The organism is Pediococcus claussenii ATCC BAA-344, assembly GCF_000237995.1.
GTDB lineage: Bacteria > Bacillota > Bacilli > Lactobacillales > Lactobacillaceae > Pediococcus > Pediococcus claussenii.
In genome coordinates this window covers 16,244-33,539 of record NC_016605.1, presented here as the reverse complement: position 1 = coordinate 33,539, position 17,296 = coordinate 16,244, and the positions used below count along the sequence as shown (strand labels likewise).

At 35.8% G+C, this 17,296-nt stretch carries 15 protein-coding genes; 5 read left to right on the top strand and 10 right to left on the bottom strand.

From position 1 onward, the window contains the following. The first annotated feature begins 2 nt into the window (after window positions 1–2). Window positions 3–2,864, top strand: coding sequence for a DUF3427 domain-containing protein (locus PECL_RS00140; protein WP_014214566.1), 2,862 nt, complete (start codon window positions 3–5; stop codon window positions 2,862–2,864). A 12-nt stretch (window positions 2,865–2,876) separates the two neighbouring features. After that, window positions 2,877–3,545 (top strand): MmcQ/YjbR family DNA-binding protein, encoded by a 669-nt coding sequence (locus PECL_RS00135; protein WP_014214565.1) that lies wholly within the window; start codon window positions 2,877–2,879, stop codon window positions 3,543–3,545. 68 nt (window positions 3,546–3,613) lie between these two features. On the opposite strand, the gene PECL_RS10110 is transcribed toward PECL_RS00135, so the two are convergent. Further along, window positions 3,614–3,763, bottom strand: a complete 150-nt coding sequence (locus PECL_RS10110) for a hypothetical protein (protein WP_014214564.1) — start codon at window positions 3,761–3,763, stop codon at window positions 3,614–3,616. Between the two features lie 143 nt (window positions 3,764–3,906). On the opposite strand from PECL_RS10110, the gene PECL_RS00130 reads away from it, so the two are divergent. Further along, window positions 3,907–5,235: a YhgE/Pip domain-containing protein gene (locus PECL_RS00130; RefSeq protein WP_014214563.1), complete on the top strand. Its 1,329-nt coding sequence runs from the start codon at window positions 3,907–3,909 to the stop codon at window positions 5,233–5,235. Window positions 5,236–5,510: 275 nt separating this feature from the next. On the opposite strand, the gene PECL_RS00125 is transcribed toward PECL_RS00130, so the two are convergent. From PECL_RS00125 to PECL_RS00115, 3 genes are all read right to left on the bottom strand, one after another. Then, complete coding sequence (locus PECL_RS00125) at window positions 5,511–6,905, bottom strand: FAD-binding oxidoreductase (protein ID WP_014214562.1); 1,395 nt, start codon at window positions 6,903–6,905, stop codon at window positions 5,511–5,513. A 76-nt stretch (window positions 6,906–6,981) separates the two neighbouring features. Then, complete coding sequence (locus tag PECL_RS00120) at window positions 6,982–8,214, bottom strand: ABC transporter permease (protein WP_014214561.1); 1,233 nt, start codon at window positions 8,212–8,214, stop codon at window positions 6,982–6,984. Then, a complete protein-coding gene (locus PECL_RS00115) occupies window positions 8,207–9,103 on the bottom strand; it encodes an ABC transporter ATP-binding protein (RefSeq protein WP_014214560.1) in 897 nt (298 codons plus the stop codon). Before PECL_RS00115 ends, PECL_RS00120 begins: the two co-directional genes overlap by 8 nt. A gap of 89 nt (window positions 9,104–9,192) precedes the next feature. On the opposite strand from PECL_RS00115, the gene PECL_RS00110 reads away from it, so the two are divergent. Next, entirely contained in the window at window positions 9,193–9,780 is a 588-nt protein-coding gene (locus PECL_RS00110; RefSeq protein WP_014214559.1) for a uracil-DNA glycosylase family protein, read from the top strand. A 290-nt stretch (window positions 9,781–10,070) separates the two neighbouring features. Here PECL_RS00110 and PECL_RS00105 read toward each other — a convergent pair whose 3' ends face one another. The 5 genes from PECL_RS00105 to PECL_RS00085 form a co-directional block, all read right to left on the bottom strand. After that, window positions 10,071–11,213 (bottom strand): GGDEF domain-containing protein, encoded by a 1,143-nt coding sequence (locus PECL_RS00105; protein ID WP_014214558.1) that lies wholly within the window; start codon window positions 11,211–11,213, stop codon window positions 10,071–10,073. Window positions 11,214–11,225: 12 nt separating this feature from the next. Further along, the gene (locus tag PECL_RS00100) at window positions 11,226–12,584 is read right to left on the bottom strand and encodes an FAD-dependent oxidoreductase (protein WP_014214557.1); all 1,359 of its coding nucleotides are present in this window, start codon (window positions 12,582–12,584) and stop codon (window positions 11,226–11,228) included. 105 nt (window positions 12,585–12,689) lie between these two features. Beyond that, window positions 12,690–13,283 (bottom strand): EAL domain-containing protein, encoded by a 594-nt coding sequence (locus PECL_RS00095; protein ID WP_014214556.1) that lies wholly within the window; start codon window positions 13,281–13,283, stop codon window positions 12,690–12,692. Window positions 13,284–13,370: 87 nt separating this feature from the next. Next, complete coding sequence (abc-f, locus tag PECL_RS00090) at window positions 13,371–14,858, bottom strand: ribosomal protection-like ABC-F family protein (RefSeq protein ID WP_014214555.1); 1,488 nt, start codon at window positions 14,856–14,858, stop codon at window positions 13,371–13,373. A gap of 377 nt (window positions 14,859–15,235) precedes the next feature. After that, window positions 15,236–15,853: a uracil-DNA glycosylase gene (locus PECL_RS00085; protein WP_148265529.1), complete on the bottom strand. Its 618-nt coding sequence runs from the start codon at window positions 15,851–15,853 to the stop codon at window positions 15,236–15,238. Between the two features lie 299 nt (window positions 15,854–16,152). On the opposite strand from PECL_RS00085, the gene PECL_RS00080 reads away from it, so the two are divergent. After that, window positions 16,153–16,521, top strand: coding sequence for a DUF1304 domain-containing protein (locus PECL_RS00080; protein WP_014214552.1), 369 nt, complete (start codon window positions 16,153–16,155; stop codon window positions 16,519–16,521). 74 nt (window positions 16,522–16,595) lie between these two features. Here PECL_RS00080 and PECL_RS00075 read toward each other — a convergent pair whose 3' ends face one another. Further along, window positions 16,596–17,087: a C40 family peptidase gene (locus PECL_RS00075; protein WP_231952059.1), complete on the bottom strand. Its 492-nt coding sequence runs from the start codon at window positions 17,085–17,087 to the stop codon at window positions 16,596–16,598. Window positions 17,088–17,296 lie beyond the last annotated feature (209 nt).

Below are 17,296 nucleotides of genomic sequence, written 5' to 3'. Positions count from 1 at the left end.
TTATGAATCCAAATGATAGTTTTTCAGATTCAATTTTATCCGGTTTCGTTAATCAGGCAGCATTTCCGTCACTAGACGAATATTCACCACAACTACTAACTAACTCGGAAGAAGAAACCGTTAAAAGTCATATTGATCAGGAACTGCGAACTTGCACTAGCTTTACTTTCGCAGTTGCTTTTATTTCTAATGCTGTTTTGACGGATCTAAAAGTACAGTTTGCCGATCTAGCTAGTCGGAACGTCTCTGGTAAAATTCTAACTTCAACATACCTCGTATTTAACCAACCCAAAGTGTTTGAAGAATTACTAAAGATTCCAAATGTCGAAGTACGTATTTTAGACCAAGCAACAAATTTTCATGCTAAAGGCTATATTTTTGAACAAAGCGATCATACAAGCATTATTATTGGAAGCTCTAATCTTACTAGTAACGCGCTTATTAAGAACTACGAGTGGAATCTTCAACTCTCCTCGAAAGATAAGGGTGCATTAACCCAACAGATTCAATTCCAAATTGAACTTCAATTTAAGCATGCCCAATCCTTAACTTCCGAGTGGATAGAAAAATATCGTAAGTACTATGTTGAAAATGAACTTACTCAAAAATCAAACTCATTAACTCCATTTCAACAACGTTCTCAATCTGAAATACTTCCAAATAAAATGCAGAAACATGCTTTAAAAGAGTTACAAAGTTTGCGCGCAAATCATGGCAAACGAGGTTTAATCATCTCCGCAACTGGAACGGGCAAAACTTACCTCGGTGCCTTCGATGTTCGTAATTTTGCACCCAAAAAGTTTTTATTCATTGTTCATCGCGAACAAATTTTAAAAAATGCCCTAGCTAGTTTTCGTCGGGTAATCGGTGGAGCTGAATCTGATTTTGGCATTCTTTCTGGAAACTCAAAAAACACAACCAGTCGTTATTTATTTGCAACAATTCAGTCTATTTCTAGAGACGAAAACTTACGCAATTTTGCAAAAAATGAATTCGACTATATTCTAATTGATGAAGCACATAAAACTGGCGCTAACAGTTATCAACGCGTAATCAACTACTTTCACCCTGACTTCCTACTGGGAATGACAGCAACACCCGAGCGAACCGATGATTTCAATATTTACGAACTGTTTGACCATAATGTGGCTTACGAGATCCGTCTGCAAGAAGCAATTGAATCTGATTTATTAAGTCAATTCCACTACATTGGTATTACTGATTACGAATATAACGGGCAAAGCATCGAAGACAACACTCCGTTAAGAAATTTAATTTCAGAAGAACGCATGAACTATGTTGAACAACAATTAAATTACTATGGCTATGACGGGGATAAAATTCACGGATTAATATTCTGTAGTCGTAAAGACGAGGCACAGGAAATTGCATCAATCATGACCAAAAAGGGAAATCCTACAGTTGCCTTAACTAGTGATGATTCGATTTCAAAACGTGAACAAGTCGTTGATCAATTTGAAAAGGGAATTTTCAACTACATTGTCACTGTAGACATTTTTAATGAAGGAATTGATATTCCTAAAATTAACCAAGTTGTGATGCTTCGTAATACAACTTCCAGTATTATTTTCATTCAGCAGTTAGGACGTGGACTTCGGAAAGCCCCCAATAAGAATTTCGTTACTATTATCGACTTTATCGGGAATTACAAAAACAACTACCTCATTCCAATAGCCCTAACTGGCGATAATACGCGAAACAAGAATAATTTACGCAGCAAAGTAGCCTTTAATCAAACAATTGGTCTTTCTTCAATCAATTTTAGTGAGATTGCTCGTGAAAGGATATTCAATGCTATTAATAACAGCAATTTAACTTTATTAACTATGTTGCGGGATTCCTATACATCGTTAAAAAATCAGATCGGACGAGTTCCATATTTACTAGATTTCCAAAAATTGGGATCCGTTGATGCTGATGTTTTCATCAATAAATATGATAATTACCATCAATTCTTATTAAAAATGAAGGATGCTGAATCCCTATCCACCACCGAAAATGGATTCCTAACTTTAATCTCACGTGAATTTTCCAACGGAATGCGAATTCACGAATTATTATTACTTAAAAAACTGCTTGCCAATGAGGGGACCTATTCTAAAAATCAGTTTTTAAAAGATCTTCACAATCAAAAAACTTATAGTGACCCCAAAACAATTGCTTCGATGCAGAACCATTTAAACCTATCTTATTTCTTACCCAATGATCGCAAAAGATACGGTAACTCATCGTTTTTGAAGTTAAATGAAGTTAACTATGAACTTAACATGAAGGTAGTTAACCTCTATAATACCCACGAATACTTTAAAAATTTAATTGATGATGCACTTAATATCGGATTCTTAAAAAATCATAATTTTGATTTGCAAGTGCCACTCACTCTCTACCAAAAATACACCCGTCGTCATGTCAATCGACTAATCGGTTGGCCAACTGATCAGTCTTCAGCAATTTATGGTTATCGAGAAAAAGATGGTATCTGCCCTATCTTTGTAACTTATCACAAGGATAAAAATCTCCCCGCTGGAAAAAGTCATAATAATGTATTCTTCAATTCGTCCACATTAAGTTGGTTTACTAAAATCCCCCGCAAGTTAGACTCCGGGGAAGTTGTTAGACTATTTGAGGGGAATTACAATGATACTATTAAACTTTTATTATTCGTCAAAAAAAGTGATGATGAAGGCTCTGATTTTTACTTCATGGGTCAAGTCGACTTTGATTTCAATACGGTTGAACAACAGAGCAGAATTGTTAACGGAAAAGAGAAACCGGTCGTCAAAGTTAACTTGAAACTTCGCACTCCGGTAAAATATGATTTATATTTGGACCTGTCCAATTAGAAAGGAACAGTTATGTACGAAGATCCTATATTTAAAGAATCCAAAATCAATCCACAAAAGGCACTTGAATTTGGATTTACAACTGATTCTATTGGTAACTTTGTATATTTAATACCTATTATGCAAGATCAGTTTACCTTGTTAGTCCAAACTACTGAGGGCAGCCCTGTTCAAACCAAGTTAACCGATAACATTACAGGTACAGAATATGTTCTTCATCATAATCCACAAGGTGCTTATTCTAGGAAAGTTCAGGTGGAGTATCATGAGGCTCTTCTCAAAATACAGAAAAATGCTTTTACATCAGCGGTTTTTGCCGAGTCTAAAACCCAAGATATCATAAAATATATTCAGCAAACATATGGTGATCAGCTCGAATTTCTGTGGAAAAAAACTCCTAAAAATGCAATCGTGAGACGACCGGATACTAACAAGTGGTACGCAGCCCTGCTAACAATACCACAAAATAAAATTGGTCTAATAGGTGACATTGAAATCACCGTCCTCAACTTGCATGTCGAACCACAAAAAGTTGAATCGGTCGTTGATAACCGGACTTACTTTCCTGGCTATCACATGAATAAAAAACATTGGATTTCAGTCTACCTTAATAACGATGAGCCAATTGAAAATATTCTTTTACTACTTGATAATAGTTATCGTCTTGGAAAGAAAAAATAATGCTAGTTTCGATCCAAATTCGAAACCACAGTAGAAGCAAGGGCCCAATTCTCTAGAATAAACTTTCTTCATAGTACCGTAGCATCTTTCTTACTAACTTTATCTGATAAATCTCCATTAACATGGTCATCCATCAAGGCGAAGTTACTTTGCTTTCCTGCAATTGGAATGTATTTGTCCAATTCAAGAATTAAGCAAAGTAACTTCGCCTTTTTCAACTAATTTTCTTCATGCTAGCGTGGTTCACGCATTTTAGTTTAGCTTTCATGATTTTTAAAACGGCTTATTGCATGCATGTACTTGCACGCAATAAAAAATGATGTTACACTTCGTTCATCATATTTTTTCAGGAGGCTTTCTTATGAAGCAGTTAAAAAATTTTCTGGTCAGCCGTGGCGTTATATCTGCGCTTGTATTATCCCTATTTTATGGGTTTTTAGTCTTTGTTATTTATTTCACAGGCTATCATGCTATGCCTTCTAAAATGAATGAACTTCCCATAGCAATTGTTAATCAGGACTCTGCTAGTAAGCATCTTGCTAATCAATTAAATGACGACCTTCCCTTCAAACATATAAAGAAAACTGGGAATCTTTCAAAAGCAAAATCTGATTTAAACAAGCGAAATACGTACATGATTATCAATATTCCAAAAAATTTTAATAAAAGTATTAAAGATAACGAACCAACAAAATTGAATTTTTATATTAATGAATCTGCCCAATCCTCAGTCACGGCAGGTATGAAGACCGTAGCCCAACAAGTCGGAGATAAAATTAGCAAACAAGTTATCATAAAAAAGGGACAGACAATGCTTACCGAAAGCCAGCTTACTATTCTTCAAAACGACGTTAAAGCAAAACAAAATGAACTGACACAAACAGTCGACAGCCAAAAAGAAAAAATTGCAGAGGCACCTGCTCAAATGCGCCCTGCACTGGAAAACCAATTACAACAAAAATCTGATGTAGCCACTGCTAAACTAAAAGACACAGTAACTTCTAAAGAAAGGGAAATTAAAAAAAGTGTTAGCAAGATCTATACGCCAGTATCTAACTCTGTTGAGGTAAAAATACATCCCTTTAACAAAGTTCGATCTGGTTTGAATTACTCACTAGCACCATTTATTCTAAATTTATCACTCTATATTGGAGCATTGATGGGAACTTTACTATTATATGGAACTTTTGCCAAATTTGCTAAGATCAGTGGTCGTTTTTCTTCCTTTGCCATGCTTGAAATAGCCATGTTGCTAGTTGCTATTATTGGTTCTGGTGTGGTTACAAGCAGCGTAATAGGTATGATGCATCTTAACGGTTCACAATTCAATCAACTTTGGATCAACCAGAGTTTAGAAATGTTTGCCGCATACAACTTAAATGCTGTCCTTCTCCTACTTCTAGGTCAGATTGGAACCTCTTTGAATATCTTCTTCACCATGTTCCAAGTTGTTGCTGGAGGTGGCATGATACCTGCAACAATCATGAATCCATTTTTCCATGCAGTCCATTACGTTGCACCAATGTACTATACCGTAACTGCTGGATTCAACATTATGTATGGTGGAGTTGGAACTGAAAATTTATGGGCACAACTCGGCCTTCTCATTTTGGCACTTTTTGTAATTAATCTTGCAATAGTAACATTTAAGAAACGACAAACTATGATTAATTTTTCTGATTTGGCTTGAAAAATTTAATGTGCTAACTAATAGGTTTACTAGGAAAGCCATAACTAAATTTGCAAGGCACTTAGAATAAAAAGGATGGCAGACATGTCTAGATCAAATTGACCAGACTATTTACCATCTTTTATTTTAAACTTCTCTTTTGTCATTAGAATTCCAACGTGACAAATCATTACATTTATCTTCTATTTATGATAAATTCGTCTTCTTTTTTACTACTCTCCCGAAGTTCATGGACTCCTAAGGGTATCTCAAAGATCACTTCTTGTGTTAAAAATTTAATTGATTTTGCGTTTGGGGTTCAAAATATTCATTGGGTCCAATAGTGATTTGATTTGATGCTGTAACATATCAACCTCATCGCCTAATTCAGTATTAACCCATTGATTCTTTAACATCCCAACTGCATGTTCTCCAGAAATTGTACCCCCAAGTTCAAGTGTCTTCTTGAACATCAATTCCAAAGCTTGAACAATTTTTTCGGGTACTTCTTTTTCTTCCAACGACCATGTTAGCGTAGGATGCACATTACCATCACCAGCATGGCCTGCTGTAAATACTGGAACATCTAGTTTAGTAGCGACTTCTTGAATATAATCCATCATTGGTGCTAACTTGGAAAGCGGCACTGCCATGTCTTCCATAACATGGTTCTGTCCCTTAAATACGGCTGGCAACATATCCTGTCGTAGTTTCGTGATTTCTGCCATTTTTTCTTCATTACTAGTAACTGTTATATTATTACCATTGAATTTTACTAGTATTTTTTCAACTACTTTTAATGCATCTTCACTGCCAACATCAAGTTTAAAAATCAACATTGCTTCGTTATTCTCGGCATAGTGCGTTCCCTCATATCGATCAAGCGCATTCACTGTTCGAGCATCTAATGCCTCTAACATTGCTGGATATACACCTGATGCCCTTATTTCTGTTACTGCATTCGAAAGCACTGTCATACTATCAAAAAATGCTAATCCCATCACTGCTTGTCCTAACGGAACTGGGAACAACTTAACCGTTATTTCGGTAATAATACCAAGCGTTCCTTCTGAACCAACAAATAAATGCGTAAGATCGTATCCAAAAGCCTGTTTATAAGTTCGTCCTCCTAATTTTAACTCACGTCCATCAGCCAAAATAACGGTTAGTCCTAACACAGAATCACGCGTTGCACCGTATTTTACGGTACTCATCCCACCAGCATTAGTTGAAGCGTTACCGCCAATCGCAGAAATCGGACGAGACCCTGGATCTGGAGCATAGAACATGCCAACTTTTTTAGCGGCTTCATTTAAGTCGTTGTTAATAACACCAGGTTCAACAACAGCTAACAAGTCTTCTTGATCAATTTCTAAAATATGATTCATCCTTACCATAGACAACATAATACCGCCAGCTTCCGCATCAGATCCTGAAACTGTGCTTGTTGCCGTGGTTTGGGGTATAACCGGAATATGATATTTTCGAGCAACCTTCAATACTCCCTTAATATCATCCTTGTTAGTAACTTCCACATAAGCTAATAAATCCCCATCAGCATCACCAACACCATTAGGATCATTCTTATGTTCTGCTAAAATATTTGCTTCAGTTGAAATATATGCATTTACTGCACTATGCTTCAGTTCTTCAATCACATCTTCCTTACTATATGCTTCAAAAACAGTCATAGTATTATCCCTCTTTCAGAGTACTATTTATTTAGGCATAGACTATCACTGATTACACTATTAGTAAAATAATTAATTAGATTCGCTTACGTTTGATAAAGCATATTCGCCATAGCTTTCTATCTGAATAATCTAATACATGACGTTCATACAAATTAACCGCACCCCATAGTGCCAGACCAACGGCGATCGCTAGCAATAAGATACTAATATAAGCTTCCATCATGGTTGCATTCCCAATCGCATAACGAACTGGCATAATACTTTGCGAAACGAAGGGGACAAATGATCCTACCTTAATTAAAAACGAGTTACTATTCATCGCAACAAAGGATGCACCATAAGATGCTAGCGCTAGCATTGAAAGTGGCGCAATTGCCTGCCCAACCTGATCAGAACGTGCCACGAGTGCTCCCAGTCCGGCAGCGACTGTTGTATATAATAAGACACCCAGTATAAAAAACAACGCCAAAATCAAGATAATAGAGGGCTGTAGTCCCTTCAGATTAAAGTTGCTCAGTAGTTGAATCGATTGTCCAAAATAATTAATACCAACAAGTGCCGTGATACCTGTCACAATAACTTGAACTATTATTAAGAAAAACATCGCTGTAACCTTAGCAAAAAATTGGACTCGTGGCTTGACACTACTTACCAAAATCTCCATGATTTTAGAACCTTTTTCAGTAGCAATCTCCTGTGCAATCATTCCAGCATAGCTCAACATAAAAACATAAATTAATACTGTAACTGCACTTGCTAGTGCAAGATTAGTTGACTGCTGATCATTCTTTTGAGAACGCTGTTTTCCATCAGTATATGTTACCGATTTTGTGGTGAAATTAGCTGGTGTAAATAGTAATTTAATCTGTTTGTCACTTAAGCCAAGGGTTTTCGCAACCACACCTGTTTTTATACTATTAATGGAATTCCTTAAATCAATTTTATTTAGATCATTACTATTGGTACGAGTTTTATAAACGGCATTAACTGACTCGCCAGCCACATCAATTGTTAAATACCCATCGATTTTTTCATTTGCTAATTGTTTTTCTGCTACATCTTTCGTTTTAACATTTGAATTAACTTTATAATTACCATGTGTATTCACATTTACTACTGCTGATCTAAACGAATCATTATTTGATATAATCGCAATCTTGGGGGTCTGACTGGTTTGATTAGCAATAAAAGTAAACAATGCTATTCCCAAAACTGCAATAATTGGAGTTAACAATAATAATATGTATGTAGGAGTTTTAAAATTTTTTACTACAACTTGTCTAACAATTACCCAAAATTTATTCATTATTTTCTCCCACTTTCATTCTAAATATTTCGTCTAATGTTGGTGGTTGCTGGTCAAATTGCTTTATGTATCCATTCTTGGTTGCACGAGCAAATACTTCTTTTCCTACTTCACCATCTCGTAAAGATATTTCAAGGCGTGGACCATGTACCTCTACGCTTTCAACACCGTCAATCAAAAGTAGCTCTTCCTTGGTTAGCGGAGACTGCAAAATAATTCGTGTGTCTCCAAAACTATCCCGAATACTCTCTGTTGGTCCATTTAAAACTGTTTCACCGTTCCTCAACATTAGTAGTCGATCACTTATTTTTTCAACATTACCCATGTCATGAGACGAATAAATAATAACTGAGCCGTTAGATCGCATATCTTCAATTCCTTGCTCCAATAAGCTAGCATTTACTGGATCTAGGCCACTAAAAGGCTCATCCAAAATCACAAATTTAGGATCATGAATTAATGTCGCAATCAGTTGAACCTTTTGCTGATTACCTTTTGATAGATCTTTTATTTTGTCATTTTTCTTACCTTTAACGTCAAACTTTTCCATCCAGCTATCCAATTTTTGCTTAGTAACTGCTGGCTTTTGTCCCCTCAATTCAGCAAAATAAACAACTTGCTGCTCAATTGTCATTTTCAAATATAATCCACGTTCTTCCGGCAAAAATCCGACTATATCATGTTTATTTTGTGTAAATGGTTTCCCATCCCACAAAACCTCACCAGAATCTGGTTTTAACAGATCCAAAATCATTCGAAAAGTTGTTGTTTTCCCGGCCCCATTTTGTCCAATCAAACCGAGAATTTCACCTTCACTTAACTTAAAATTTTCGTCATGAACTGCAACCATGGAACCAAAAGTTTTGTTCAGACCCTTAACCTCTAACATTGTACTTCCTCCCGTCATAATATTATTATGAGTATATCACGTCACAGTTAATTATTTTTTGTTCATCGATAAAAACTGGAGGTATTAGAATGAACCCTAATAGTGCTTATTTCAAGGATATAATGGACGACCCGGCAAATAAAATCTATACCGCTCAAAACTGGCATCCTATATACTCTATTAACCCTCAAGCTCGCATTTTAATTATCGGTCAAGCACCCGGAAAACGAGTGCAAGAAACCGAAATAATGTGGAATGACAAAAGTGGGGATCGTCTAAGAAACTGGATGGGAATTTCACGAGAAATCTTTTATGACTCTGGTGAAATTGCTGTGATCCCCATGGACTTTTACTATCCTGGAAAAGCTTCAAGTGGGGATGTTCCACCTCGTAAAGGTATTGCAGAAAAGTGGCATCCAAAATTACTTGCTACTATGCCTAATATCCAACTAACTATTTTAATTGGTGCATATTCACAGAAGCTCTATTTAAACTTGCCGGCTTCAGCAAAAATCACTGATATTGTTAAAAATTACCAAAAATTCTTGCCCAACTATTTTCCAATTGTACATCCATCCCCGCGCAATAACATCTGGTTGTCGCGGAATCCTTGGTTTGAGCAAGCCGTTGTTCCTGAACTTCAGAAACAAATTTCAAAAATTATGGATAAAAACTGACAAATAGCCATAATTGAAGGTTATAGGGATACGCTATAAACCACCTCACCCACAACCCAATTCAAATTATAATTAAAAACCTTCAAAAGGTGCCGCACAATTTTCATCAGACCGCTCCTTTATAGTTTAATTACGAAAATTGTTCAGTCTAGCTTGTCAAAAATCGAATAAATTTGTTTTCATAATAAAAAGGACTGTTACAAAATCACATTTGTTTCAGTCCTTATCTTTAATCTCAAACTTATTACTATCATTTAGAATGTAGGGTTTTATTATCCTAAAGCTACTGTTCACTCATCACGATCCGTTGTAATTTGGTTACGTCCGCGTCCTTTAGAAATGTACAGCATGCGGTCTGCCCGTTCATACAAGTCAGTTTCTGAGTCATCTATTGTTCGCGTCGCAATCCCAATTGAGATAGTTATATTTAAATTGTTATCACCATCAATAACCACGGTATCCGCAATCCGTTGTTTTAGTACACTTGCAAGTTTTCGTACTTTTGCATCATCCATTTTTTTTACAATAAACTCAAATTCTTCACCACCAACTCGATATCCCCTGACACTCGTATTCGTATCTACTAAATTAATCATTGTTTTCCCAACTGCATCTAAAGCCTTATTACCAACTAAATGTCCATAAACATCATTAATATGCTTAAATTGATCAATGTCTAAAGCAATCAACGTCATTGGTGGGTTTTGGACTTTCTGTTTCATAATTTGATGATATTCTTGCAAAAAAACCTCGTGGTTGGGTAAACCAGTTGTTGTATCAATTGTTGCTTGCTGTGTAATCATCATCATGTGATCATTCTGCTTCACAATTTGATGCAATCCTATTGATAAACAAGCATTCGTCACAATAAATCCCAAAACATATTCCCAAACCTGTTTATCGGAAATTTCGACAAAGGTTCCAAACCCAATCATCTTAGAAAAAAACCAAAACAGAGTCGTCAATACATCAATTGAGATACTCCAAGTTAGTAATAACCACCTTTTTTTCTGTAAAAAAGTAATTAATATGCTAGCAAGCAAGTATACAACTAAAATTAACCCAATATACTGGAGGGCTTCCCACGAAAAACCTCTTAAAACAATGAACGAAGCACCACAAATTGCAACTATAATAGCAGCTGTTCGTTTCCCTAAAAAAACTAAAACATATGATAAAAGCAGTAATTTGAAGTTCAAAAACGCAAAATCATTATTTGTTTGATATGATGCATATTCAAAGATAAACGAAAAAGCACCAAAATATAACACACTTACTGCATAACGCGCGCCCGTTAATCTTTCAAAGCGCCATTCAGAGCCGGAATCAGACGGGCCAAATGCATTAATAAGCATTTGAAAACCTAAAACAATTCCAAGCGCAAAAAAAATACCGGTAAAGAGTGGTGGTAATAACCATTGTGAAAGAATCACACTCCCACTTCCTTATTTTTTAGATTTTAATTTTAATTCTTTTGCAACTGCTAACTGGGCTACCAAATTCAAATAGTTATACGGGAAATCAAAATGTGGTTGAAAAAGCATGTCAATATATGCCATATCATCGATCGTATTATTATTCTGTATTAAAACAGACACAGTATTGGCTGATTGCGCAACTTCATGTTTACTAAGTAACTGCGCACCTAAAACTCTTCTAGTATCCCTGTCATATACAAGAATGATGATAATTTTTTCAGTTGATGGCATGTAATTCGGCCGATAGTCGTCCTCAAATAATACTGAATCCGCATTTATTCCAGCATGTAAAGCATTCCTTAAGGTGATCCCCGAAGATGCTATTGTGTTTCCAAAAATTTGTAAAGCCGAAGTGGCTTGCGTACCGAGGTTCTTTTGTACATCCCTAAAAATATTTCGCCCAGCTAATAACCCCTGCCTAATTGCGTTCGTTGCTAATGGAATATACAAATCACGTCCCGTAGGATTATAACGAACAACTGCAGCATCACCACCAGCGTAAATATTAGGATCAGACGATTGCATGTATTCATTAATCTTGATGGCCCCAATTTTTGTCATATCAACTTGACCACGTAACAACTCTGTATTCGCAACAAATCCCGTAGCAACGATAACTAAATCTGCCTTATAATCATTTTCGTTGGTTTCAATAATTATTTGCTCTTCATTATCAACTGAAAAGGCCTGCACTCGTTTGTTTAAATGAACTTCAACCTGATGATCCTCTAAAAGCTTAACAACGCGGTTAGAGAGTTCTTCATCAACGTAGTTATTTAAAAGCTGTTGGTTCCCTTGAATTAAAGTGACCTGATGATCCGTATTAGCATAACTTTCAGCCAGCTCAACACCTACATACCCACCACCTACAATTGCAACGTGGTGGTAGTGCTTAGCAGTTTCATAAATTTCACGAGCCTGATCATAATCTTTACATAATAATACTCGTGAGTTGTCAATCCCAAATAGTGGTGGAACAACAACAGAGGAACCTGTTGCCATAATTAATTTATCGTAAGTATCAGTAAATACCTCCGTTGTTTCGAGATCTTCAACTACTACTTCTTTTTTTTCGGCATCTATTTTGATTACATCATGCTTAATCTTAACATTAGCCCCTAAACTTTCTAATTCTTTTGGATTTGAATAGAACATATCTTCTAATCGTTTTACTTCACCATTTAAATAAAGTGGTATCCCACATGATAAAAATGAAACATTATCGTGACGCTCGTAAACCGTTACTTCTGTTCCTGGATGTTCCTGCAAAATTTGCGTTACTGCAGCGACCCCCGTATGTGTACACCCAACTACAACAACCTTCATAAATAAATTCCCCTTTTAGTTCGGATCCGACGTATTCACTTTTAATAGATGTGGTCGCCCATAAAAGTACCCCTGACGATATGCAATCTCCAATTGATTTGCTATTTAATCATCTTGCTGGTCCTCAATCCCTTCTAAAATAAACCTAAGCTTATTCTTTTCAGCAAAATTGTACCAAAATTTAACTTTATCTTGAAGTTCAGAATCAGAAAATGGCTGATCAAAATTCTGCAAAGCAAATTTAATCTCAGATGCATATGGAACTATTCCTGAAATCCGATCAACCTGATTTTCTCCTGTTCCAACATCATCAATACTAATCTCAATCCCTCGTTTAGAAAAACTTTTTAAAATAGGAACCAAATCTGCAATCGTTGTTCCTTCATCATTGGGTTCTTCAGTCAATTCAACAACCATTCGCACTGGTCTTAGCTTATCCTGCGCATGCATCAATGCTTCATCGATGTCCCTATTCATCATTTGAGTTCTATTTAAATTAACTGAAACAGCCCCTATTTTTAAAGCAAGTTTCTCCGTTGTTTTCGTTAAAACACTCGCAATAACTTCAGCAGGAATATCTGCAAAATAACGTGGTGGTCTCCATCCCTCATTTTCATACCCTTTTATAAGTAACTCATAACCAATAATTGAATTGGTATATTTATTAATTTGTGGCTGAATAAAATAACGATACAGCATTAATTGCACTCCCCTTATCGTTTTTTTCTATAACTACTCTAGTCTACCAAACTTTAACTTGTCATTATATACTTTTGATGCCCTTAATCAGCGATGTAATGGGCGCATTTTTATTTCATTACTTTTTATCATATTAGTAAAGTGTAAATCATGATCAATAACAATCATTGTTGGCTGAAATTTTAAAATTACCTGCTCAACTTGTTCCCTTGAAATTACATCTAAATAATTCAGTGGCTCATCCCAAACATAAATATTAGCTTCTTCACAGAGTGAATGCGCGAGAGCAATTTTTCTCTTCTGGCCCAAACTCATCTCATCAATATCAGTTTGAAATAATTCCCGTTCAAATCCTAATTTGCGAAGGGTACTGTATATATTTTGGAGATCAATTTGATGTTTATTAGCAAGTTGCTGAATTGTTCCTTTCATTTCCTCAAATCTTTGATTTAAGTAGCTGACTTTTAAATCTGGCTTTATTTTGATTTCTCCGTTTTTAATCAATTTCTGATTATCGATAAGCGCTTGTATCATAGTTGACTTGCCAGATCCGTTATTACCTGATACCAACAACCTTTGCCCAGTCTCTATCTTAAAGTTTATCGGCTCACTAATTGATTTTCCACCCCTTTGCAACATCAGATCTTTAACTTCAATTAAGTTGGTTGACTTTGCCAAGGGAACATACTTCATATCTAATTCTTCGTCGATTTCAATGTTTTTCAAGAGTTTTTTCTGCTCATCAACCTTCTGATTAGCACGTTTCTTTACATCAAGGGCCCTTTTCATCGACTTAGCCGCCTTGTGTCCCACAAATCCTTTGTCAGGTGCACCTACCTTCTTTCGTTCCGTTGCGCGCGCCCATTCTTGTTTCTGATAAGATGCCTGTTCTAATTTCTGAATACCCTTTTTTAGCCGTTCCTTTTCACGTAACTCGCGTTTTTGAGTTATCTGGTGATCTATCCACCAAGTATCATAGTTACCCTGAAAAACGCTTATATCGCTTTTATTAATAGAAATAACATGGTCTATAACTTCATTTAAAAATTGTTTATCATGACTAACCACGATAAATCCATTTTTCTTCCTTAAATAATTCGCAACTTGCTTCCTACCCAACTGGTCCAAATGATTAGTTGGTTCATCCAATAACTGAAACTTATCTTGGTTTGCAAATGTGATAGCCAACCTTAACTTAGTTTGCTGGCCTGGACTCAAATGATCAAATGCCTTATCTAAAATATCTTCATCTAACTCTAACAGGTCCAGTTCACGTTCTATTTCCCAAAAATTTGAATAATCCCGATTAGTGACTTTCATAATCATATTTCTAGTGATCAGTTGTGGATCACTTATACTAATCGGAAAATAGCTAAAATCCACATTAGCGCGGATCTCTCCTTGCGCAGTTAATTTTTTTTGTAGCAAGCGCAAAAGCGTCGTTTTTCCTCTTCCGTTGCGGCCGATCAATCCCAACTTCCAATTCGTATCAATGTCTAAATTAACGTTATTAAAAAGTAGCTCTTTTTGATTTATATAATTGAATGTTAAATTTTTTATTTGTATTATACCCATTTGCGTATTCTCCTAACACTAGCTAATGCCAGAAGTAATCTGAACAATAAAAAAACACTGGGAGTGCAGCCCAGTGTAAAGTACAAAAATATACGCAAAAATTACAAAACATCAATTTTGATGAGAGTATATTAATGTGACCAAAAACCACAGACTACCTCTGAAACATGAAATCGTCATCTCATAATTTCAAAACTAATCAGCAGTCTTCAACCCCATCAACACCCCTCTCAACCAAATTAACACCATAATACCAACTTAATTTTTTTCTTGCAAGGGCTTTAATGCCCATTAACAATGGTTTAATGCATCTGTAACATTCTGTTAACACTGTTAAAGTAATTGATTAAATCACCTTATTGTTCTATAGCCCTAACTTAATTCAGGTAATTCTTGATAGTTTTTAAGTCATTCATCACTAAGGTTCTATTTTTATTTGGAAATCTTCGAATGTATGACGGGTGAAAGGTTGGAATTAATGTCCATTCTTTTTCACTAAGTACAAAAGCATCTTTTTCTGCATCATATTCTTGGATTCTACGATGCAAAATTTGACCGTGTAATTGCGTAATCCTTGCATCATTTCCAAGTAATCGCTGTAATCCCGTATTGCCCATTGGCACAATGAGATCACTATTCAGATGCTGTAATTCATAGTCTAAGAATTTAGCAAACTCCTTTATTTCAAGCTTAGTTGGTGGTCGATCTCGCTTGACGCCATTCCGCTCATTAAATGGACGAGCACGCACCGTACCAGTCATATATATCTGATCTCGTGTTAATCCCAGATAGTTCAACCAATTCTGTAATTCCTGTCCAGCAGGTCCAATAAATCCGATTCCTTCCCTAGCTTCATTTTTCCCAGGCGCCTCTGACACTAGAATAAACTTAGGATTTTGCGAACCATCCCCTGCCACTAATCCCTCAAGCTTTGTACTTGATTCGCTTATTTCCCTCATTTGTGCAATTAATTTTTTAGTTAAAATGCTTGCCATCATTTCCCCTCCCTTCGATATTTTAAAAACATTATATGTTATAAATCCAATGCGCCAAAATATTCATGTTTATGATCGGTACACCCTTAAGAACATTTTTATAGTTCTAGCAGATATACCAATTAACGTTTAGGATATATCTAAATTACTAACCCAATTAATAATTGGTTACATCTACTATAAAAATATTCACTTAAAAAAATTATTAAATAAAATAGGATACTCGCGTTGTATAACTACGCTTCCCTAGCTGTGATATACTCGAACTATAACTTAACCCTTAGGAGACAGCAATAGACATGCATATATTAGCAATTATTCTAGTATTATTTGTAGCCATCGAACACATTGGTATCATGGGAATAGAAATGCTCGGTTCTAATCAATTTATATCAAAATCATTTAATATGCCCCTTGAGGTCGTATCAAAACCCGAAATGAGAGCCGCTTTGTCCAACCAAGGCATTTATAACGGTTTTGTTGCTCTCGCCCTAATGCTCGCTCTATTCATCCCAACTGGAACAATCATGAAGACTCTCGTCCTATGTTTTCTTGGATTTGTTATATTTGCGGCCATTTTTGGTGCAATGACCGTTTATAAGCGGATTCTATTGTTTCAGGGTGGACCAGCCATCATTGCGTTTTTACTTGGAATTTTCTTTCTTTGAGAACTACACTAAAGGCGTTGTTCAAATTGAACAACGCCTTTTAGATATCATTTTAAATATTAATTACTTTTAGCCTAGTTTACGTGTCCTGCAAAACTTGGTGCAAACCCTGAACTTAGAGACTCTACTTCTACGTTCTGACCAGGCTGAGGTGCTGCAACAAACTTTCCGTCACCAATATATATAGCCACATGATGACTTGATCCTTGTGCCCCCCAGAACAATAAGTCTCCTGGTTGTGCATCAGCCACAGCTTCTTTAGTGACCTTACCTTCTTGAACTACGGTATTATGTCCCAAAACTTTCCCAGTAACTTTTTGATATACGTACTCTGTCAATCCTGAGCAATCCATTCCACTTAGGGATTCTCCACCCCAAACATAAGGAATATTCATTCCTGCCAATTGTAAGGCTTCCTGAACTACGGCATTATCGGATGATGACTGAGTATTATTCGATGTACCAGTGTATGCCATCGGTTGAACAGTTGTATCTTGCTGTTGACTGTTGTAGTCAGCGCCTTGAGCTGCATTAGCTGATGCAACACTTGCTGAACCTAATGTCATTCCTAGTAAACTAACTGCTGTAATGATTGTCTTTTTTAAATTGATAGTATTGTACGCTCCTTCTTTAGTTATTATATACATATTAACAATTAAAAATTACAGACAAATTGAAGCAAATTTACAGCGAGATAACTATATCATTACAAGGAAATACTTATAATAGTAATAAGAAAAATGTTAGAATTTAAATTGAATAAAAACCGATTAAT

Excerpts from the sequence above, each read along its gene's own strand:
- PECL_RS00135 (WP_014214565.1), top strand. The coding sequence starts at position 2,877 with ATGTACGAAGATCCTATATTTAAAGAATCCAAAATCAATCCACAAAAG.
- PECL_RS00095 (WP_014214556.1), bottom strand. The coding sequence starts at position 13,283 with ATGCTGTATCGTTATTTTATTCAGCCACAAATTAATAAATATACCAAT.
- PECL_RS00080 (WP_014214552.1), top strand. The coding sequence starts at position 16,153 with ATGCATATATTAGCAATTATTCTAGTATTATTTGTAGCCATCGAACAC.
- PECL_RS00100 (WP_014214557.1), bottom strand. The coding sequence starts at position 12,584 with ATGAAGGTTGTTGTAGTTGGGTGTACACATACGGGGGTCGCTGCAGTA.
- PECL_RS00085 (WP_148265529.1), bottom strand. The coding sequence starts at position 15,853 with ATGGCAAGCATTTTAACTAAAAAATTAATTGCACAAATGAGGGAAATA.
- PECL_RS00075 (WP_231952059.1), bottom strand. The coding sequence starts at position 17,087 with ATGACATTAGGTTCAGCAAGTGTTGCATCAGCTAATGCAGCTCAAGGC.
- PECL_RS00120 (WP_014214561.1), bottom strand. The coding sequence starts at position 8,214 with ATGAATAAATTTTGGGTAATTGTTAGACAAGTTGTAGTAAAAAATTTT.
- PECL_RS00125 (WP_014214562.1), bottom strand. The coding sequence starts at position 6,905 with ATGACTGTTTTTGAAGCATATAGTAAGGAAGATGTGATTGAAGAACTG.
- abc-f (WP_014214555.1), bottom strand. The coding sequence starts at position 14,858 with ATGGGTATAATACAAATAAAAAATTTAACATTCAATTATATAAATCAA.
- PECL_RS00110 (WP_014214559.1), top strand. The coding sequence starts at position 9,193 with ATGAACCCTAATAGTGCTTATTTCAAGGATATAATGGACGACCCGGCA.
- PECL_RS00115 (WP_014214560.1), bottom strand. The coding sequence starts at position 9,103 with ATGTTAGAGGTTAAGGGTCTGAACAAAACTTTTGGTTCCATGGTTGCA.
- PECL_RS00140 (WP_014214566.1), top strand. The coding sequence starts at position 3 with ATGAATCCAAATGATAGTTTTTCAGATTCAATTTTATCCGGTTTCGTT.
- PECL_RS00130 (WP_014214563.1), top strand. The coding sequence starts at position 3,907 with ATGAAGCAGTTAAAAAATTTTCTGGTCAGCCGTGGCGTTATATCTGCG.